The organism is Caulobacter segnis, from assembly GCF_029543125.1.
GTDB classification, from domain to species: Bacteria; Pseudomonadota; Alphaproteobacteria; order Caulobacterales; family Caulobacteraceae; genus Caulobacter; species Caulobacter segnis_D.
The window spans coordinates 22,207-40,119 of sequence record NZ_JARQWW010000002.1 but is presented as its reverse complement, the minus strand read 5'-3'; the positions used below and the strand labels follow the sequence as shown (position 1 = coordinate 40,119).

General features: G+C 69.1%; 18 protein-coding genes. 8 read left to right on the top strand and 10 right to left on the bottom strand.

What is annotated here, in order from left to right:
• Positions 1-3 precede the first annotated feature (3 nt).
• A complete protein-coding gene (locus P7B02_RS04900; protein WP_277785211.1) occupies positions 4-1,734 on the bottom strand; it encodes a flagellar hook-length control protein FliK in 1,731 nt (576 codons plus the stop codon).
• 386 nt (positions 1,735-2,120) lie between these two features.
• Here P7B02_RS04900 and flgK point away from each other — a divergent pair, with 386 nt between their 5' ends.
• From flgK to mnmA, 3 genes are read left to right on the top strand one after another with little or no spacing between them, the layout of a single operon-like run.
• A complete protein-coding gene (gene flgK, locus P7B02_RS04895; RefSeq protein ID WP_277785210.1) occupies positions 2,121-4,235 on the top strand; it encodes a flagellar hook-associated protein FlgK in 2,115 nt (704 codons plus the stop codon).
• An 8-nt stretch (positions 4,236-4,243) separates the two neighbouring features.
• Positions 4,244-5,191, top strand: coding sequence for a flagellin (locus P7B02_RS04890; protein ID WP_277785209.1), 948 nt, complete (start codon positions 4,244-4,246; stop codon positions 5,189-5,191).
• A 46-nt stretch (positions 5,192-5,237) separates the two neighbouring features.
• Positions 5,238-6,437, top strand: coding sequence for a tRNA 2-thiouridine(34) synthase MnmA (gene mnmA / locus P7B02_RS04885; protein ID WP_277785208.1), 1,200 nt, complete (start codon positions 5,238-5,240; stop codon positions 6,435-6,437).
• A 78-nt stretch (positions 6,438-6,515) separates the two neighbouring features.
• Here the strand turns inward: mnmA and P7B02_RS04880 are convergent, their stop codons facing one another.
• Positions 6,516-7,016, bottom strand: coding sequence for a winged helix-turn-helix transcriptional regulator (locus P7B02_RS04880; protein WP_277785207.1), 501 nt, complete (start codon positions 7,014-7,016; stop codon positions 6,516-6,518).
• Positions 7,017-7,250: 234 nt separating this feature from the next.
• Between P7B02_RS04880 and P7B02_RS04875 the strand changes: the two genes are divergently transcribed.
• Positions 7,251-8,435 (top strand): acetyl-CoA C-acyltransferase, encoded by a 1,185-nt coding sequence (locus P7B02_RS04875; RefSeq protein ID WP_277785206.1) that lies wholly within the window; start codon positions 7,251-7,253, stop codon positions 8,433-8,435.
• 43 nt (positions 8,436-8,478) lie between these two features.
• Positions 8,479-8,751: a GNAT family N-acetyltransferase gene (locus P7B02_RS04870; RefSeq protein ID WP_277785205.1), complete on the top strand. Its 273-nt coding sequence runs from the start codon at positions 8,479-8,481 to the stop codon at positions 8,749-8,751.
• 50 nt (positions 8,752-8,801) lie between these two features.
• On the opposite strand, the gene P7B02_RS04865 is transcribed toward P7B02_RS04870, so the two are convergent.
• The 4 genes from P7B02_RS04865 to P7B02_RS04850 form a co-directional block, all read right to left on the bottom strand.
• On the bottom strand, positions 8,802-9,089 hold the full coding sequence (locus tag P7B02_RS04865; RefSeq protein WP_277785204.1) for a hypothetical protein: 288 nt from the start codon (positions 9,087-9,089) through the stop codon (positions 8,802-8,804).
• A 183-nt stretch (positions 9,090-9,272) separates the two neighbouring features.
• Positions 9,273-9,764, bottom strand: coding sequence for a DUF3617 domain-containing protein (locus P7B02_RS04860; RefSeq protein WP_277785203.1), 492 nt, complete (start codon positions 9,762-9,764; stop codon positions 9,273-9,275).
• An 82-nt stretch (positions 9,765-9,846) separates the two neighbouring features.
• On the bottom strand, positions 9,847-10,857 hold the full coding sequence (gene cobS / locus P7B02_RS04855) for a cobaltochelatase subunit CobS (protein WP_277785202.1): 1,011 nt from the start codon (positions 10,855-10,857) through the stop codon (positions 9,847-9,849).
• A gap of 76 nt (positions 10,858-10,933) precedes the next feature.
• Positions 10,934-11,587, bottom strand: coding sequence for a J domain-containing protein (locus tag P7B02_RS04850; RefSeq protein ID WP_277785990.1), 654 nt, complete (start codon positions 11,585-11,587; stop codon positions 10,934-10,936).
• A gap of 51 nt (positions 11,588-11,638) precedes the next feature.
• Between P7B02_RS04850 and P7B02_RS04845 the strand changes: the two genes are divergently transcribed.
• Complete coding sequence (locus tag P7B02_RS04845) at positions 11,639-11,911, top strand: BolA family protein (RefSeq protein WP_277785201.1); 273 nt, start codon at positions 11,639-11,641, stop codon at positions 11,909-11,911.
• Here the strand turns inward: P7B02_RS04845 and P7B02_RS04840 are convergent.
• From P7B02_RS04840 to P7B02_RS04825, 4 genes are all read right to left on the bottom strand, one after another.
• Positions 11,908-12,294, bottom strand: coding sequence for a response regulator (locus P7B02_RS04840; RefSeq protein ID WP_277785200.1), 387 nt, complete (start codon positions 12,292-12,294; stop codon positions 11,908-11,910). The genes P7B02_RS04845 and P7B02_RS04840 overlap by 4 nt on opposite strands.
• 213 nt (positions 12,295-12,507) lie before the next feature.
• Positions 12,508-13,791 (bottom strand): HlyC/CorC family transporter, encoded by a 1,284-nt coding sequence (locus P7B02_RS04835; protein ID WP_277785989.1) that lies wholly within the window; start codon positions 13,789-13,791, stop codon positions 12,508-12,510.
• Complete coding sequence (aroB, locus tag P7B02_RS04830) at positions 13,791-14,909, bottom strand: 3-dehydroquinate synthase (protein ID WP_277785199.1); 1,119 nt, start codon at positions 14,907-14,909, stop codon at positions 13,791-13,793. Before aroB ends, P7B02_RS04835 begins: the two co-directional genes overlap by 1 nt.
• Positions 14,906-15,448: a shikimate kinase gene (locus P7B02_RS04825; protein ID WP_277785198.1), complete on the bottom strand. Its 543-nt coding sequence runs from the start codon at positions 15,446-15,448 to the stop codon at positions 14,906-14,908. The genes aroB and P7B02_RS04825 overlap by 4 nt, the downstream gene beginning before the upstream one ends.
• Positions 15,449-15,522: 74 nt before the next feature.
• On the opposite strand from P7B02_RS04825, the gene P7B02_RS04820 reads away from it, so the two are divergent.
• Both P7B02_RS04820 and P7B02_RS04815 read left to right on the top strand, forming a co-directional pair.
• Positions 15,523-16,968, top strand: a complete 1,446-nt coding sequence (locus tag P7B02_RS04820) for a hypothetical protein (RefSeq protein ID WP_277785197.1) — start codon at positions 15,523-15,525, stop codon at positions 16,966-16,968.
• Positions 16,965-17,873: a site-specific tyrosine recombinase gene (locus P7B02_RS04815; protein ID WP_277785196.1), complete on the top strand. Its 909-nt coding sequence runs from the start codon at positions 16,965-16,967 to the stop codon at positions 17,871-17,873. The genes P7B02_RS04820 and P7B02_RS04815 overlap by 4 nt, the downstream gene beginning before the upstream one ends.
• Positions 17,874-17,913 lie beyond the last annotated feature (40 nt).

Here is a 17,913-nt window from a genome sequence, read left to right as displayed (position 1 = left end):
ATCCTAAATCCGGACATCCACCCCGCTGGCGCGGGAGGCGCGCCAGTCGAGGGCGGGATTGGAAAGCGGGGGCTCGTCTTCGCCCGACAGCGCCGCCTGGAAGGCGCGGCCGTTCCAGGCCGGCTGGCGGTCGTCGGCGAAGGCTTGCTGCTGAGCCCAGGTGTTTGAGTTCCCGCCCTGGTCGGCGAGGTCGAAGGTCAGGGCGTCCTGCGCCAGCTCGAAGCCGGCCTGCTGCAGGGCGTCGCGAAGCTCGCCGGAGCGAGCCTTGAGTTCAGAGGCCGCCTGCGGCTTTTCGAAGGAAAGCGCGGCGGTGACGCGGCCATCGCGGCCGATCTCCAGCTTCACATTCACGCGGCCCAGATCCACGGGGTCGAGGGCGATGTCGAAGCGCGTGACCTTGTTCTCCAGCTTCTTGGCGATCTGGGCCGAAAGCTGGGCGACGGTTTCAGGTGAGCCGCGGACAGCGGCGGCGGTGTCGGCGCGAGCCGTCTCGGCGGCGCTGGACGAAGAGGATGACGCGCCGGCGCTGGTGGTTTCAGCGGCGGGCTCGGCGAGCTCCGCCGCGGCGTCGGTCATGGCCGCCTCGACCTGGGCGGCCGAGGAAGACTTGTCGGCGTCGACGGTGAAGGCCTTCTTGTCGGGGGCGGGGCCGTCCTTGGCCGTCGCGGGTTTCGCGCCGGCGGCGGGCGAGGCGGCGCTCTGAGCCGTCTGGACAGTCTCGATTTCAGCCTCGGCGCCTTCGCTATCCAGGCGGCGGCTGCGCAGGCTTTCACCAGCGGGTTGCGCCGGCGTCGGCGTGCGCGGGGCGACGGCCACGACAGCGGTCTGCTGAGCAGCCGGTTGCTGACCGGCCGTGCTCGTGGCCTGCGGTGCGGCGTCCTCCAACGGTGTGGCGGGGATGTCTTCAACCGGCGCTTGGGCTTCCACCGTGTCCACGGCCGCAGAGGCGGCGGCCGCGGGCTGGGCCGCCGGTGCGGCCGGCTTGTCGGCGGCCGGCGTCTTGGCCGGCTGAACCGAAGCCTTCACCGTCGGCGCGGCCTCTTCACGCAGGAGCGGCGCCAGGGTCGCGGCGGCGTCGGTCTGTTCGCCCTCGACCGCTTGCTCGACGGTCGAGGTCTGGGGTTGGCGCTCCGTCTGCTGCGGCGCCTTGGGCGCAGCGGCGGCCGGAGGCGTGGCGGCCGTCCGCGCCGGGGTCTGGGGCGCCGCTTCCGGCGCGGCCTTGGCTTCCGGTTTCACCGCAGACGTTTCGCCTTCGGATGACGCCGCGGCCTCCACAGGAACCTGAATGGCGGGAGCCGCAGGCTGCTCGGCCGTTTCATCCGCGGCGTCGGCGACGGCCATATTGGTGTTGAACGCCGGCTGCTGAGCCGCTTGTTCGCCGACGTCCTCGCCCGTCGCGATCGCGGGGGCGGCGAGGGCGGCCGTCGGGTCCGGAACTTCGCCGTCAGCGGCGACGGGGGCGGGCGTCGTAACCTGCGGAGCCAGCAGAGCCGCCATCATGGCCGCGGCGGCGTCCGTCGGCGCGGCGAGCAACGGATCGGCGACCGTGGTCTCGGCGGTCTCGGCGGTGGTCTTTTCCCCCTCCGCGCCCGGCTCGCCTGATGCGCCGCCCAGATGGGCCATCAACGCCATGACCAGATCGAAGCCCGCGCCAGAGCCGGACGCAGCCTGGCCGCCGCCTTGGGAGGCTGCGGTCGCGGCGCCAGGGGCGGCTGCGGAAACGGCGTCGGTCATCGGCTTTGCGGCCTCGGATTCCATTCGACACGAAATGCGTCGGTTCTTCGGAACCCGCTCAGCAAAGGCCGGGCCAAGTCACAAGCCGATGATTATGTCGCTGATTTTTCGAGATAATTTTCGAAGCTTGGCAAGCGGGAAGGGCGATGAGCGGCGTTTTTTGCCGGGATTTCGCGGGCGGCCGAAAGGGACCCCGGCGAACCCTGCCCAGCATGGTTAACGGACTGGCGCCGCTTTTGCGTGGGGACACGCGCGGTCGATGATCGGTCGCGAAGAAGATGTTGGAAAACAACAGGATGCCTGTAGTCCGCGTTCGTATCGCTCTCGCGCCCCGGCAGATTTCGCCGTGCAGAGAACGTCGCGCGCCCGGTCGGGAGCGCTAGGCCATGTCGCTGAATACAGTTCTTTCCGCGGCGACGTCGGGCCTGATGGCGGCGCAGACCGGCCTGCGGGTGGTCTCGGACAACGTCGCCAACATCAACACCCCCGGCTACACCCGCAAGGTCGTCAGCCAGGAGAACCGTATCTCCGCCGGCATGGGGATCGGCGTCGATGTGACGGAGGTGAAGCGCGTCGCCGACCGTTTCCTTCAGGCCGCCAGCCTGCGGGCGACCTCGGACGCGGCCAGCGCCTCAGCCATCGCGGACGCCCTGGACAACGCCCAGTCGCTGTTCGGCGACCCCAGCGCGCCGACGTCCTTCTTCGCGCAGTTGAACAATGTCTTCTCCGCCTTCTCGGCGGCGGCCGACGATCCTTCCTCGGCCCTGCGCCGGTCCAGCGCCGTGTCGGCCATGGAGAATTTCCTGGGCGAGGCCAGCCGCATCGGCGCGTCGCTGGCCAATCTGGGCAAGACCACGGACTCGCGCATCGCGGCGAACGTGGATCGGGTCAACGATCTGCTGGAGCAGATCGACAGCCTGAACACCGACATCATGTCGGTGAAGATGACCGGCGGCGACGCCACCGGTTCGGAGAACATCCAGAGCAAGCTGGTCGACGAGCTGTCCGGCCTGATGAACGTGAAGGTTTCGCCGCGCGACATGGGCGGCGTCGACGTCCGGACCACGGAAGGCGTCGTGCTGGCCGGAGCGGTCCTCGCGAAGCTGACCTATCATCGCTCGGACAGCGGCAACAGCTACATCACCAGCTCCACCGTGGGGGTCCCGAACTCCGAAAGCCGCTTCACCCTGACCGGGGGTGAGATCCACGGTCTGATGACCCTGCGCAATGTGGAGCTGGGCGGCATCTCCGATCAGCTGGGTGAAATGGTCTCCCGCGCGGCGGAGCAGATCAACATCGCCGCCAACGCCTCGTCGTCGGTGCCCGCGCCCGCCCGCCTGACGGGCCGCAACACCGGCTTCGGCGCGGATATGGAAAGCGCCGCCGCCGGCTTCACCGGAATCTCCAATGTAGCGATCACGGACGAGAACGGCGTGGTTCAGCGCCACGTCCAGATCGACTTCGACAACCACACCATGACCATCGACGGCGGCGCGGTGGTTGGCTTCACCGACGCCACCTTCGATGCGGACCTCGACGGCGCCTTGGCGGGCTTCGGCACGGCGAGCTTCGCCGCGGGCCGGCTGACCATCGAAGCCACCACCCCTGATCATGGCGTAGCCTTGGCGGAGGACGCCGCCAATCCCTCCAACAAGGCGGGCCGAGGGTTCGGCTCGTTCTTCGGTATGAACGATCTTATCCGATCGGACGGTCTCGCCAGCTATGAGACCGGCCTGACCGGGACCAGCAACCACGGCTTCGGCGCCGGCGAGCAGATCATCTTCCGCCTGACCGACGCCAACAATCAGCTGATCCGGGACGCGACCATCACCATTCCCGCCGGCGGCACGATGGACGACCTGCTGGCCGAGCTGAACGCCAACGGCACGGGGCTGGGCGTTCAGGGCAGCTTCTCGCTGAACCAGTACGGCGAACTCAGCTTCACGCCCAAACAGGCGGGGGTGACCCTGTCGGTGACCAGCGACGCCACCCAGCGAGGGCCGGGCGGCCCGACCATGAGCCAGTTCTTCGGCCTTGGCGCGGCGGAGCGGGGCAATCGCGGAAGCCGCTTCTTCGTCGATCCGGCCATCGTTTCCGACCCGTCGAAGTTGCCGTTCGCACAGCTGGATCTGAACGCAACGCCCGGCCAGGCTGGGCTGGTCATCGGCGACGGCCGCGGCGCGCTGGCGCTGGCCAAGGCAGGCGATGCGCCGGGTCACTTCTCCGCCACCGGCGGGATGGGGGCCACGACCGGCAGCCTCAGCGCCTTCTTCTCGGAGGTCAGCGGCTCCATCGCCCGCAAGGCGGACACCGCCTCCTCGCGTCAGCAATCGGCGGACTCCGTGAAGCTGGAGGCCGACGCCCGCCGTCAGTCCGTCGAGGGGGTGAACCTCGATGAAGAACTGATCAGCATGACCACTTACCAGCAGGCCTACAACGCCTCCTCCCGCCTGATCCAGGCGGCCAAGGAGATGATGGACCAGCTGATCAACCTGGTGTGACCTGAGCCATGACCCGCATCTCCACCGCCGGCAACTACTCCTCGATGCTCAGCAACCTGTCCCGAGCGCAGGTCGAGCAAGCGAAATGGGGTGACCAGATATCCACCAAGCAGGTCGCCACCGACCTGAAGGGCTTCGCCAAGAATGCGGAGTACATCACCGCCCTGAAGAACGTGCAGAGCAAGGTGGGCTCGTTCCTGGAGCAGAACACCCTGCTGACCGACAAGCTGGGCATGCAGGACGTGGCGCTTACCCGGGCGGCCGACACGGCGCAAAGCATCCGCACGTCGGTGACCGAGGCGGTGGCCGCTGGCAACGCCGACACCTTGATGGAGCAACTGGGGAGCTACTTCGCCGACGCGGTCTCCGCCCTGAACACCCAGCATCAGGGACAATTCCTGTTCGCTGGCGGGAAGATCGAGACCCAGCCGATCACCGCGACCGCACTCAACGATCTGGTGCCGCCCCTGCCGGCCACGCCGGCCGAGCTGGAGGACCATATCGCCGGTCTGTTCTCCAACGACCACTTTGAATCGCAGATCCGGCTGAACGAGACCGCGACGATCAATCCGTCCTTCCATGCCGACACCCTGGGGACGCCGCTGTTCACGGTGCTGCAGAACATCACCGCCTATGTGCAGGAGAATGGGGACTTCGACGGCAACCTCACCCAGGAGCAGAACGACTTCCTGAAGTCGCAGCTGACCCTGCTGGACGACAGCCGCAAGGGCCTGATCGACGAGGCGGCCCGCAACGGCATGCTGCAGAACCGCGTGGATCAGGCGGCGACGGTCCTGAAGGAGCGCGAGAGCGGCATGGAGGTGATGATCGGCGGGATCGTCGACGCCGACTACGCCGCCGCCTCGGTGCGGCTGAACATCGCGCAGCTGTCGCTGGAAGGCTCCGCGCGGGTGTTCTCCATGCTGTCGGGTTCGTCGATCCTGAACGTGCTGTAGAGCCGAAACCTCGCAATTGGGGCCTCGCGCCGCTAAATAGCCGCCCATGACCTTCTGCGAACTCGCCAAGCCGACCTTGAATCCCGTCAGCAGCCTTTCGGCTGTTGCGGTTGAGGCCGCGCGCGCGGCGGTTGGCTTGCCGGAAGGAACGCGCATCGTCGCGGCCATGTCGGGGGGCGTGGACTCCACCGTCACCGCCGCCCTGCTGAAGGCCGCCGGCTATGACGTGGTGGGCGTCACCCTGCAGCTCTATGACCACGGGGCGGCGATCCAGAAGAAGGGCGCCTGCTGCGCCGGCCAGGACATCCTCGACGCCCGCACGGCTGCAGACGCCATCGGCATCCCGCACTACGTCCTCGACTACGAAAGCCGCTTCAAGCAGCACGTGATCGAAGAGTTCGCCGACGCCTATCTGCGCGGCGAGACGCCGATCCCTTGCGTCCGCTGCAACCAGACGGTCAAGTTCCGCGACCTGCTGGATGTGGCCCGCGACCTGGGCGCCGAAGCCATGGCCACCGGCCACTATGTGCAGCGCTCGATGAGCGACGATCCGCAGCTGCGCCGCGCGGTCGACCCGGCGCGCGACCAGTCCTATTTCCTGTTCGCCACCACGCGCGAGCAGCTCGACTTCCTGCGCTTCCCCCTGGGCGGTCTGCACAAGCCGGACGTCCGCAAGGTGGCCGAGGAGCTGGGCCTGTCGGTGGCCGACAAGCCGGACAGCCAGGACATCTGCTTCGTGCCCGAGGGCAAATACACCACGGTCATCGATCGCCTGCGCCCGCACGGCGCGGAGGCGGGTGACATCGTGCATCTGGACGGCCGGGTGCTGGGCCGCCACGAGGGCGTGACCCGCTACACCATCGGCCAGCGCCGGGGCCTGAACATCGCGGTGGGCGATCCGTTGTTCGTGGTGCGCATCGACGCCGACAAGCGCCAGGTGATCGTCGGCCCGCGCGAGGCGCTGTTGACGACGGCCCTGACCCTGAAGGAAGCCAACTGGCTCGGCGACCAGCCGACCCTGGAGGCCGCCTGCGCCGACGGCCAGGCGGTGCTGGCCCGCGTCCGTTCCACCCGCGAGCCGGTGCCCGGCCGCCTGACGACCATCGACGGCGTTCCGGCGGTGGCTCTGGATGTGGCGGAGGAAGGCGTGGCTCCGGGCCAGGCCTGCGTGTTCTACGATCCGGAGGACATCTCGCGCGTGCTCGGCGGCGGCTTCATCGCCGGCGCGGTGCGGCTGAACGGCTAGGTATTTCTCCTGCCCCGCTTGCGGGGGAGGGGGACCATGCGAAGCATGGTGGAGGGGGCCGCTACAGGGGAGGAGAATTTAGCCTTCGGCTTCCAGCAGATCCTGCTCAGCCAAGGCTTCACCCACCGTCTGACTCTCGGGATTATGAACCATGCGCAGGGAGCGGGGTTCGACCGGCTCGCCGCAGTCCGTGCAGATCAGGCCGGGGCGCAGCTTGTGACCGCAGGGCTCATGCACGAAATGCAGCGGCCCCTTCTCGCCATAGACATGCCGATCGCCCCAGTCGCTGAGGGTGATCAGCACCGGGCGCAGATCCTTGCCCTTCTCCGTAAGCCGATACTCGAAGCGAGGCGGGTGCTCGCTGTAGCGGCGCCTTTCCAAAACCCCGTGGGCCACGAGAGTCTTCAGGCGAGCGGCGAGGACGTTGCGGGCGACGCCGAGGCTGTCCTGCCACTGGTCGAACCGGCGCACGCCGCGAAAGGCGTCGCGCAGGATCAGCAGGGTCCACGGATCGCCGACCACTTCCAGCGTGGCGGCGACGGAGCAGCGCTCCTTAGAGTAGTCGGCGGTACGGCCCATCGCGCGAAGGTGACCGTTTCCCCGGCGGAAGGCAAGAGGGTTGCGTTTCCGAACCGAAGGCGTAGGTTCTCAATTGCAACTCATTTCCGATGCGCCGTTTCATCCACCCTTTCGGCGTTCTCGGGTGAGAGGCATTTCCGGTGACCTCGGCCGGGCTCTCTCCGGGGCCCGGCCGCTCTTTTCCCGGGCTGCGGGAGGGCTTAAGTCCCTCCCCAAGCAGAGGAAACATCCACAATGAACTCCGATCCCGTCGTCATCGCCTCTTACGCCCGCACGCCCATGGGCGGTTTCCAGGGTGTGCTGTCCGGCGCCAAGTCGACCGAGCTGGGCGCGGTGGCGGTGAAGGCCGCGCTGGAGCGGGTCGGTCTGGCCGCCGACAAGGTCGAGCAGATCATCATGGGCTGTGTGCTGCCCGCCGGCCTCGGCCAGGCGCCGGCGCGCCAGGCGGCGTTGGGGGCGGGCCTGCCCAAGTCGGTCGAAGCGACCACGGTCAACAAGATGTGCGGCAGCGGCCTGCAGGCGGCGATCATGGCGCATGACGCCCTTCTGGCCGGCACGGCGGAGGTCATCGTGGCGGGCGGCATGGAGAGCATGACCAACGCCCCCTACCTGCTGGCCAAGCACCGGGGCGGCGCTCGCATCGGTCACGACCGCATCCTGGACAGCATGTACCTGGATGGGCTGGAGGACGCCTATGAGCCCGGCCGCCTGATGGGCAGCTTCGCGGAAGAGGCGGCCGCCGCCTATCAGCTCACGCGCGAGGACCAGGACGCCTACGCCATCCAGAGCCTGGCTCGCGCGAAGGCGGCGGTGGAGGGCGGCGCCTTCGCCCGCGAGATCGCGCCGGTCACGGTCTCCGGCCGCAAGGGCGACACGGTGGTTGATCAGGACGAGCAGCCGCTGAAGGCCGATCCGGCCAAGATCCCGACCCTGCGCCCCGCCTTCTCCCGCGACGGGACCATCACCGCCGCCAACGCCAGCTCGATCAGCGACGGCGCCGCCGCTTTGGTCCTGACCCGCGCCAGCGTGGCGGAGAAGCTGGGCCTGCCCGTGGTCGCGCGTGTCGCGGCCCACGCGGCCCACGCTCACGAGCCGGGCCTGTTCACGACGGCGCCGGTGCCGGCCATGCAGAAGGCCCTGGCCAAGGCGGGCTGGTCAGCGTCGGACGTGGATCTGTGGGAGGTCAACGAGGCCTTCGCCGTGGTCGCCATGATCGCCCAGCGCGAACTGGGCATCGACAGCGAGAAACTGAACGTCAACGGCGGCGCCTGCGCCTTGGGCCATCCGATCGGCGCATCCGGCGCGCGCATCCTGGCGACCCTGTTGTCGGCTCTGGAGGCGCGGGGCGCGAGCAAGGGCATGGCGTCCCTGTGCATCGGCGGCGGCGAAGCCGTGGCCATGGCGGTGGAGCGCGTCTGATCCTGTCGCGTTAGCAGACGGCAGACAAAAGGAGACCAAGGCGATGGCCGAAACCTTCACCGACAACGCCGACGCAGGACGTTTCGAACTTGATGTGGATGGGAAGCTGGCCTGGGCCGACTACCGTCGCCGCGACGGGGTCCTGGTCATTCCGCATGTTGAGGCGGAGATGGCGCTTCGGGGCACCGGGGCGGCTGATCGTCTGATGCGTCAGGTGGCCGGGGCGGTGAAGGCCGAGGGGGTGCGGATCATTCCGACCTGCGGCTATGCTCACGCCTGGCTGCGGCGGCACGAGCCCGATCTGATCGCCAACTGAGAGGCGAGAGGGCGGCGGCAGCGCCGCCCTTCACGATCTCGCCTTCAGTCTTAGCGGCTGGTGCGCGCCAGGATGGCGTCGAGGGCCTGAACCCGAAGACCGGTTTCGTCCGCCAGGCGCTTGGCCAGCTCGCGGGCGCCGACCGGATAGGCCTCACCGCCGTCTGCGATCTCTTCGGAAATCTTGGCCACCTGCTCCATGGCGTTTTCCAGGGCGGAAAGATGCTCTCGGGCGACGGCCCGGGCCTCGGCCTGAAGGCGCGAGACACGTTGGCTGATGGTCTCCGCCGCGGTCGAGCGCGGCGCGATGTCGGTGACGACGGCAAGCGATGCGGACATGGGTGCAATCCCCTTGTGGATATGGGTTGGAACGCGCCGTCCTGGCTGCGGGGAGGCAGTCTGAAACAGCGCACTCACGCTTCAGATAAGCGCTGCGGTCTTCGAAAGTTCCGCGATCGCAAATTGACAGGAGGCGCCTGTGGCGCCTTGGACGCAGGCGGCTCGTTTTGCTTCGGCCGCGCCTCAGCGTCGCGGCGCGCCGTTCTCCACGACGCCCGGCGCCTGACCAGGGCCGCAGGGACCTTCGTGCCGCCCTTCGCTCACCAGGGTCATCACCTTGGCCGGGCGGTCTGGCGTGATCAGGCTGAAGCTCATCTCCGCCCGCATGCGGGTCTTGAAGTCGCCCGTGAAGCGCGCCCGCATCAGGCTCTCGCCGCCGTCACGCGCGCAGCGGGCGGTGACCATGTAGACGCCGCCGGTGCGGATCAAGGTCAGGCCGGGACATCGTGCGCGGGCCTCGCCCATGCTCTGGGCCAGGCTGTGATCCTGGCCGATGCACTGGACGAGAGTCTCCGGCGCATGGCCGCCGGTGCGGGTGACGGTGCGCCACAGGCCCGGCTTCAGGCGCGGCAGATCCTTGGGCGTGATCAAGCGCTCGGATTGGGCGTCTTCGGAACAGGCGGCGAGCATCAGCCCGGAGAGGAGCAGCCAGACGACGGACGCGGCGCGACGCATGGCGGGCTCCAGGGTAAGCGGGGCGAACTCTCGCCCCAGCCCTAGCGGTCTGCTCAGTCAGCGCTATTCAGATCGTGCGGTCCTAAGCCACCCGAACCCGAGCCGCGCTTTCCGGCAGGTCCTGGCCGAAGGCGCGCTGGAAGAACTCGGCCACGGTGGGGCGTTCGAGTTCGTCGCACTTGTTCAGGAAGGTCATGCGGAAGGCGATGGCCACGTCGCCGCCGAAGATCTCGGCGTTCTGGGCCCAGGTGATGACCGTGCGCGGGCTCATGACCGTGGAGATGTCCCCGTTCATGAAGGCGTTGCGGGTCATGTCGGCCACGCGGACCATGGCGGCGATCTTCTGGCGGCCATCCGGATTGTCGTAGGACGGGTTCTTGGCCAGGACGATGCCGGCCTCCACGTCGTGATCCAGATAGTTCAGCGTGGTGACGATCGACCAGCGGTCCATCTGGCCTTGGTTGATCTGCTGGGTGCCGTGATACAGCCCCGTGGTGTCGCCCAGGCCGATGGTGTTGGTGGTCGAGAACAGGCGGAAATACGGGTTGGCCCGGATCACGCGATTCTGGTCCAGCAAGGTCAGCTTGCCGCCGGCCTCCAGCACGCGCTGGATGACGAACATCACATCGGGACGGCCGGCGTCGTACTCGTCGAACACCAGGGCGACGGGGCGCTGCAGCGACCAGGGCAGGATGCCCTCGCGGAATTCGGTGATCTGCTTGCCGTCCTTCAGGACGATGGCGTCCTTGCCGACCAGATCAATGCGGCTGACGTGGCTGTCCAGGTTCACGCGGACCAGCGGCCAGTTCAGGCGGGCGGCGACCTGCTCGATGTGGGTCGACTTGCCGGTGCCGTGATAGCCCTGGACCATCACACGGCGGTCGTGGGCGAAGCCGGCGCAGATGGCCAGGGTTGTCTGCGGGTCGAACTTGTAGGCCGGGTCGACCTCGGGCACGTGCGGGTCGCGATGGCTGAAGGCCGGGACCTTCATGTCGCTGTCCACCCCGAAGACTTCGCGCACGGTCACCCACTTGTCGGGCACCAGGGTCAGCAGGGCGTCGGTGGTCGAGGGCGTGTCGGCGAATTCGGGCATGGTCTGCACTTAGAACCTTGCGCCGCCTAGGAAAAGGGGGTGCGTCGCCGGACACCCCTCCTTACCCAGCGTCAGACTAGACCAGCTTGGCCTTCTGCAGGGTCTTGTAGGCCTTGATGACCCGCTGGAGCTTGTGCTCGGCCGAGCGGTCGCCGCCGTTGGAGTCCGGGTGGCAGCGCTTCAGCAGCTCCTTGTAGCGCGCCTTGATGGCCGGGCCGTCGGCGGTGGCGTCCAGGTCCAGGTCGGCGAGGGCCCCCCGTTCCAGCTTGCCCAGATGGCGGCCGGCGGACTCCGCGGCCTCGGCGCGGCGGCGGGCGGCGGCGAACACGCCGAAGGGGTCGTTGAAGGCGCGGCGGTCGCGGGCCGCCGCTGCGGCGGCCTCGCGGGAGCGGGCGTCGGCCTTGAACGACCAAGTGGGCCGGTCGCCGGTGGCGCGCGCCTCCATGTGGCGGCGCATCTCGCCCTCGCTCATGCCGGCGAAGAAGTCCCAGCGCTTGTTGTACTGGGCGGCGTGCGGCTGGCAGAACCAGTAGTGCTGATCGGGCAGGTCGCGGGACTTGGGTGCCCGGGCCGTGGCGGCCGCGCGGCAGCCGGCGTGGTCGCAGGGACGCTCCCCTGGCTTCAGGCGCAGGACGTCCTCTTCGACGCGCATGGCCTCGTCCTCGCCCTCTTTCGGGGGGCGGACACGGATGTCTTTGAACTTGGGCCGGTACTCGAACATGGGATTCAGTCTAGGTCGCACCTAAATACGTTCAAGAATTGACAAGCCGGGAGAGGCCGCATGGGCGCCGTCACAGATGCGATCCGCGACAAACTGACCAAGACTTTCGCACCGGTCCGGCTGGAGGTCGTGGATGACTCCGATCGCCACCATGGCCACGCCGGCCATCGGGGAGGCGGCGAGAGCCACTTCAATGTAGTGATCGAAGCCGCGGCTTTCACCGGGGTGAACCGCGTGCAGCGTCAAAGAATGATCAACAGCGCCCTGGCGGAGGAGCTCGCCGGCCCCGTCCATGCCCTGTCGGTGAAGGTTCTGGCCCCCGGAGAGGCTTAGGAGCCGGAGGCGACCTTGGCGGCGATCGTTTCGAGCACGCGCTTGAGATCGCTTTCACGGAAAGGCTTCTGCAGCACGGCGGCGCCCTTGTGGTCGTCGCTGATGCCGGCCTCGCCGTAGCCGCTGGCGAAGGCGTAGGGCACGCCGCGCTCGCGCAGCACGTCCGCCACCGGAAAGATCGGCCGGCCGGCCAGGTTCACGTCCAGCAGGGCGGCGTCGATCTCGCCGTCGCGGGCCAGGGCCAGGGCTTCGTCCAGCTCCGCGGCCGGGCCGACGACCACGCAGCCGAGATCGTCCAGCATGTCTTCGACAAGCATGGAAACGAGGGCCTCATCCTCCACGACGAGTACGCGCAGGGATTTCAGGTCGACGGCTTGCGTCATTCGACGGCTCCAAAGCGCGCCACGGATAATCGCCCCCGCACCGCTTACTGAAAGATCATAGCCCGGCGCGAGCGCGCCTGACAGTTCTCTTGCCTAGTCCTTGTCACATTGGACAAGGCTTGTCGCCTGATCAGCGAAGCCCCGCCCATTTCACCGCATACAACATATGCGGGCGCCGCCACCGTCCGGCTCCCGACATAACGGGCGTTTTGCCTAGACGGCGGCGTCGTCCAGGCGCGGGCTGACCCGCAGGGCGGTGATCTGATTGCGCTGGCGGCGCAGGATCTGGAACCGATGGCGGTGGAAGATGAAGGTCTGGCCGGGTTCCGGAATGGTCTGCGCCTCGTGAATCACCAGGCCGGCGATGGTCACGGCGTCGCTCTCCGGCAGGTCCCAGTCCATGGCGCGGTTGAGGTCGCGCACGGTGACGTGGCCGTCCACATTGACCGCGCCGTCGGGTTGGCGGCGCACACCCTCCACCGCGTCGTCGTGCTCGTCGTCGATCTCGCCGACGATCTCCTCGAGGATGTCCTCCAGCGTCACCAGACCCTGCAGGGCGCCGTACTCGTCCACCACCAAGGCGAAGTGGCTGCGGCGCTTGAGGAAGGCGTTCAGCTGATCCTTCAGGTTGGTGGTGTCCGGGATGAACCAGGGCTCGCGGGCGATGGCGGCTATATTCAGCGCATCGACGCCGCCCTCGGTCTCCGCCAGGGCCTTCAGCAGGTCCTTGGCGTGCAGGACGCCGACGATGTTCTCTGGCTCGTCCTTGTAGAGCGGCAGACGCGTGTGGGCTGCGGCCAGGGCCGCTGTCACCAGCTCGCGCGGCGCCAGTTCGATATCGAGCATGATCATGGACTTGCGGTGAACCATGACTTCGGAGACGTCCATCTCCGACAGGTCGAGCACGCCGCCCAGCATTCGCCGGTCGCGGCCCTCCACCAGGCCTTCGGAGTGATGGTACTCCACCGCGCCCCGGATCTCCTCGTGAGCGGCCAGGACGTCGGTCTCCATCGACAGGTTGATGCCGAAGGGCCTCAGGGTCTGGCGGACGATCCATTGGGCGCCGCGGGCCACGGGGCCGAAGACCTTCACAACGATCATCGTCGGGATCGACATGGCGCGGGCCACGTCGTCGGCGCGGGCGATGGCCAGGGTCTTGGGCAGGATCTCCGAGAAGATCACGATCAGCACCGTCATCACCGCCGTGGCGATCAGGGCGCCGATGGGGCCGGGGAAGACCACGGCCAGCACGCTGGTGGTCAGGGCCGAGGCGCCGATGTTGATGACGTTGTTGGAGAGAAGGATGGCGCCGATCATCCGCTCCTGGTCGGTGTTCAGCTTGTTGACCCGCGCGGCGGCCTTGTCGCCGTCGCGCTCCAGCTGATGCATGCGGCCGCGGCTGGCGGCGGTCATGGAGGTTTCGGCCGCCGAGATCAGGCCCGACATGGCCAGCAGCAAGACCAGAGACGGCCCCAGGCCCGCCAGGATGGCCCAGATCACGGGACCGCGCCTTCGTTCAGCAGAAAGTCACGCACGGCGCCCGCATCGACGCCCTTGGCGGTCACGGCGTCGCCGATAGCCCGCGCGAGGATGAAGGTCAGCTTGCCGCCCTCGGCCTTCTTGTCCTGTCCCATGTGGGCCAGAAGCGCGTCGGCGGCGAAGGGTTCCGCGCGCACCTGGGCCGGGGCGGTCGGCAGGCCGACGGCGGCGATGGCGGCCTCCGCGCGGGCGGCGTCCTGGGCGGAGCACATCCCCTGGCGGGCGGAGAAGCGGAAGGCCTGGGCCATGCCCACGGCCACCGCCTCGCCATGCTTCAGCGCGTCGCCGAAGCCCATCTCGCCCTCCAGTGCGTGGCCGAAGGTGTGGCCGAGGTTCAGCAGGGCGCGGCGGCCCGCCTCCTTCTCATCCTCGGCGACGATCTCGGCCTTCATCTCCACCGAGCGGGCCACGGCGTGCAGCAGAGCCTCCGGCTCACGCGCCAGGACCTTGGGGCCGTTGGCCTCCAGCCACTCGAAGAAGGCGAAGTCGCCCAGCAGGCCGTACTTGATCACCTCGGCGTAGCCGCAGGCCATTTCACGGTCGGGCAGGGTGGCCAGCACGTCCAGGTCCGCCAGCACCAGACGCGGCTGGTGGAAGGCGCCGATCAGGTTCTTGCCCCGGGGGGTGTCGATGGCGGTCTTGCCGCCCACGGAGCTGTCCACCTGGGCCAGCAGGGTGGTGGGGATCTGGATGAAGTCGACGCCGCGCTTGTAGATCGCCGCCGCGAAGCCGGTCAGGTCGCCGACCACGCCGCCGCCGAAGGCGACGATCATGTCGCCGCGATCCAGGCTGAGGGCCAGAAGCTGGTCGCTGACCTGGGCCAGGCCCTCCCAGCTTTTCGACTCCTCGCCTGGCGGGACCAGGATCATGTCCACGGCGATCCCGGCCTTCTCCAGGGCGGCGGACAGGCGCTCCCCGTGATGCTCGGCCACGTCGGCGTCGGCGACGATGGCGGTGCGCTTGCGCTTCAGCAGGGGCGCGATGCGTGCGCCGGCGGTGTCGATCAGGCCGGGGCCGACGACGACGTCATAGGCGCGGTCGCCAAGGCCGACGGGAATGGTGCGGATCTGGGTCATGCGGCGGCTTCGTGGGCGGCGAGGGCGGCGAGGACCTGATCGACGGCCACCTGATGCGGCGTGTCGGCGGTCTCCACCACGATGTCGGCTTCGGCGTAGAGGGGATAGCGCGTCTCGGCCAGCTGGGTCAGGACCTCAAGCGGATCGCGGTTGCGCAACAGGGGGCGGCTGTCCTTGCGGCCCACGCGGCGGGCCAGGATCTCGAGATCGGCCTTCAGCCAGATGGAGGTCGCCCGCTCCTTGATCAGCTCGCGCGTCTTGGGATCCACGAAGGCGCCGCCGCCGGTGGCCAGGACATGGACCGGTTCGTCCAGCAGGCGGGCGATCACCCGGCGCTCCCCATCGCGGAAGGCGGCCTCGCCCAGGTCGGCGAAGATTTCGGGAATGGTGCGCCCGGCGGCGGCCTCCACCTCGGTGTCGGCGTCCTTGAACGGCAGGCCGAGCGCATAGGCCAGCCGGCGGCCGACGCTGGATTTGCCCACGCCCATGAGGCCGACGAGCACGATGGTGCGGGGGGGAGGGGCGAGGGTTGCGGTCATGGTTCTGCTTGGAAGCAACCGCTTACACGAGCACGGGGTTGGGCGCCACGTTCGGGCCGGGCATAATCAACGCCATGGTTCGTCACAGATTCCTCCCCGCCGCCCTCGCCCTCGCCATCTCGAGCCCCGCCTGGGCCCAGGTGGAGGTGACCACCTTGGCGCCGCCCGACCTGTTCTCGACGCCGGTGGGCGCGGACACGGGTCTGGGCGCCGATCTGTGGCGGGGGACGTCACCGGTCATTCTGGGCGAGACCTTGCCGAGGGTGTCGGCCAAGAGCCTGTCGCCGGCGGCGCAGGGTCTGGCCCGGCGTCTGCTGACCACGGGGGCTTCCGGTCCCGACGGCGCTGGCAATGATCCGGCCCTGGGCGCGGCGCGGGTGCAGGGCCTGCTCGCCCTGGGCGAGGCCGAGGGCGCTGCGGCTATCCTGCGGCGTGCGCCGAACCTGTCAGCCAGCTCGGCCCTGTCCCAGGCGGCGGCGGAGGCGGCCCTGATCGTCGGCGACGACGCCCGGGCCTGCGCGGTGGCCGAGGCGGTGACCGAGAACCGGGGCGATCCCTACTGGCTGCGCCTGCGGGCCTTCTGCCAGGCGACCTCGGGCCAGGCCGAGGCGGCCCAACTGACCCTGACCCTCGCCACGGCGCAGGAGCCGAAGGGCTCCGCCTATCCCCGCCTGATGGGCGCGCTGATCGCCGGCGCCGGCTCTCCGGGTGAAGCTTCGCTGAAGAGCGGCGTCGAATACGCCCTGTCCCGCAAGCTGGGCCTGAACCTGGACGCCGCCCGCGCCAACGCCAGCCCGGCCATCGCCGCGCATCTCGCTGGTCCGCCCGCGCCGCCCGAACTGGCGGCCGGCGACCTGACGGCGGCCGAGACCTCGGCTCTGGCCTTCCTGCGCCGGACCAAGGGGATCGTCGCCTTCACCGAGGCCGCCGTCTCCGCCCGCCCGGTGATCGCCGCCCTGGTCGGCGCCCGCGCGCCGCTGCAGGATCCGCTGCTGTTCATCCGCGCCGCCGTGGCGGCCGGGGATGTGGAGACGGCCCGCGCCATCCGCAGCGGTCTGGTCTCCGACTCCGCCGCCCCGGCCGACGACATGGCCCTGATCGACGCGCTGATCGCGGCGGCGGCGGGGCAGGCCGACGGCCCGACCCTGGATCGCTTGGTGGAGCGGGGCGCGCATGGCGGCGCCAAGTCGCCCGCTCAGCCGGCGGCCATGATCCTGTGGGCGCTCGCGCCCTCCGAAGGGGTGTCCATGAGCCCGCAGGCGCGGGGCGAGTTCGCCGCCTTCGAAGGCCCGCGCTCCAGCGCTTCACCGGCCCGTCTCGCGGCTCTGGATCAGGCCGCCGCCGCCGGGTTGAAGGGCGAGACCGGCCTGCTGGCCCTGAGCATCGCCGCCGATGCGGGGATCGGGAACTTCGCCAGCGCCGACCGCGCCCGCGTGGTCCGCGCCTTGAACCGCGCCGGCCTGACCGCCGACGCCCGCGCGCTCGCCGCCGAGGGCATCCTGACCCTGCAAATCAAATGAGCGCCGGCTGGGTCGAGGCGTTCCTGGAGATGATGGCCGTCGAGCGGGCGTCGTCGAAGAACACCCTGACCGCCTATGGCAAGGATCTGGAGGACGCCGCCGCCTTCCTGAAGGGGCGAGGGCGGGACTTCGGCTCCGCCTCGGCCGAGGATGTGGAGGCCTATTTCGCAGACCTCGGGGCGCGGGGCCTGTCGCCGGCCACGGCGTCGCGGCGTCGCTCGGCCCTGCGCCAGTTCCACCGCTTTGTTCTGGGCGAAGGCTGGCGGACCGACGATCCCTCCCGCCGGGTGGAGGCGCCCAAGAAGGGCCGCCCCCTGCCCAAGGTGCTGAGCCGCGAGGAGGTGGAGGGCCTGATCGCCGCCGCCTTCGAGAAGGACGCCGCCCACGGCCTGCGTCTCGCCTGCATGATCGAGCTGCTCTACGCCTCCGGCCTGCGGATCTCCGAGCTGCTGAACCTGCCCCTGGCGGCCCTGACGCGCGATCCGGCCTACCTGATCGTCAAGGGCAAGGGCGGCAAGGAGCGGCTGGCTCCCCTGAACGACGCCGCCCGCGCGGCGGTGAAATCCTATCTGGATGTGCGGGCGCACTTCCTGCCGGCCGGGGTGAAGGACAGCCCGTGGCTGTTCGTCTCGCGCAGCGCCGCCGGCCGCCTGACCTCCCGCCGGGTGGCCCAGTTGCTGGACGAGGCGGCGGTCAACGCCGGCATCGACCGCGAGAAGGTCAGCCCCCACGTCCTGCGCCACGCCTTCGCCACCCATCTGCTGGAGGGCGGAGCGGACCTGCGCGTGGTCCAGACCCTGCTCGGCCACGCCGATATCGCCACGACCCAGATCTACACCCACGTGGCCGAGGGACGGCTGAAAGCGGTGGTCGAGGAAAAGCACCCGCTGGCGAAAAAGGGGTGAGGCTTCCATCCTCCCCCGTACGCTTCGCTACAGGGGAGGA

What these genes read in the sequence shown, in the direction of transcription:
- P7B02_RS04825 (WP_277785198.1), bottom strand. Translation starts at nt 15,448, where the DNA reads ATGACCGCAACCCTCGCCCCTCCCCCCCGCACCATCGTGCTCGTCGGC.
- flgK (WP_277785210.1), top strand. Translation starts at nt 2,121, where the DNA reads ATGTCGCTGAATACAGTTCTTTCCGCGGCGACGTCGGGCCTGATGGCG.
- P7B02_RS04900 (WP_277785211.1), bottom strand. Translation starts at nt 1,734, where the DNA reads ATGACCGACGCCGTTTCCGCAGCCGCCCCTGGCGCCGCGACCGCAGCC.
- P7B02_RS04870 (WP_277785205.1), top strand. Translation starts at nt 8,479, where the DNA reads ATGGCCGAAACCTTCACCGACAACGCCGACGCAGGACGTTTCGAACTT.
- P7B02_RS04890 (WP_277785209.1), top strand. Translation starts at nt 4,244, where the DNA reads ATGACCCGCATCTCCACCGCCGGCAACTACTCCTCGATGCTCAGCAAC.
- P7B02_RS04840 (WP_277785200.1), bottom strand. Translation starts at nt 12,294, where the DNA reads ATGACGCAAGCCGTCGACCTGAAATCCCTGCGCGTACTCGTCGTGGAG.
- P7B02_RS04880 (WP_277785207.1), bottom strand. Translation starts at nt 7,016, where the DNA reads ATGGGCCGTACCGCCGACTACTCTAAGGAGCGCTGCTCCGTCGCCGCC.
- cobS (WP_277785202.1), bottom strand. Translation starts at nt 10,857, where the DNA reads ATGCCCGAATTCGCCGACACGCCCTCGACCACCGACGCCCTGCTGACC.
- P7B02_RS04820 (WP_277785197.1), top strand. Translation starts at nt 15,523, where the DNA reads ATGGTTCGTCACAGATTCCTCCCCGCCGCCCTCGCCCTCGCCATCTCG.
- mnmA (WP_277785208.1), top strand. Translation starts at nt 5,238, where the DNA reads ATGACCTTCTGCGAACTCGCCAAGCCGACCTTGAATCCCGTCAGCAGC.
- P7B02_RS04845 (WP_277785201.1), top strand. Translation starts at nt 11,639, where the DNA reads ATGGGCGCCGTCACAGATGCGATCCGCGACAAACTGACCAAGACTTTC.
- P7B02_RS04860 (WP_277785203.1), bottom strand. Translation starts at nt 9,764, where the DNA reads ATGCGTCGCGCCGCGTCCGTCGTCTGGCTGCTCCTCTCCGGGCTGATG.
- P7B02_RS04865 (WP_277785204.1), bottom strand. Translation starts at nt 9,089, where the DNA reads ATGTCCGCATCGCTTGCCGTCGTCACCGACATCGCGCCGCGCTCGACC.
- P7B02_RS04875 (WP_277785206.1), top strand. Translation starts at nt 7,251, where the DNA reads ATGAACTCCGATCCCGTCGTCATCGCCTCTTACGCCCGCACGCCCATG.
- aroB (WP_277785199.1), bottom strand. Translation starts at nt 14,909, where the DNA reads ATGACCCAGATCCGCACCATTCCCGTCGGCCTTGGCGACCGCGCCTAT.
- P7B02_RS04815 (WP_277785196.1), top strand. Translation starts at nt 16,965, where the DNA reads ATGAGCGCCGGCTGGGTCGAGGCGTTCCTGGAGATGATGGCCGTCGAG.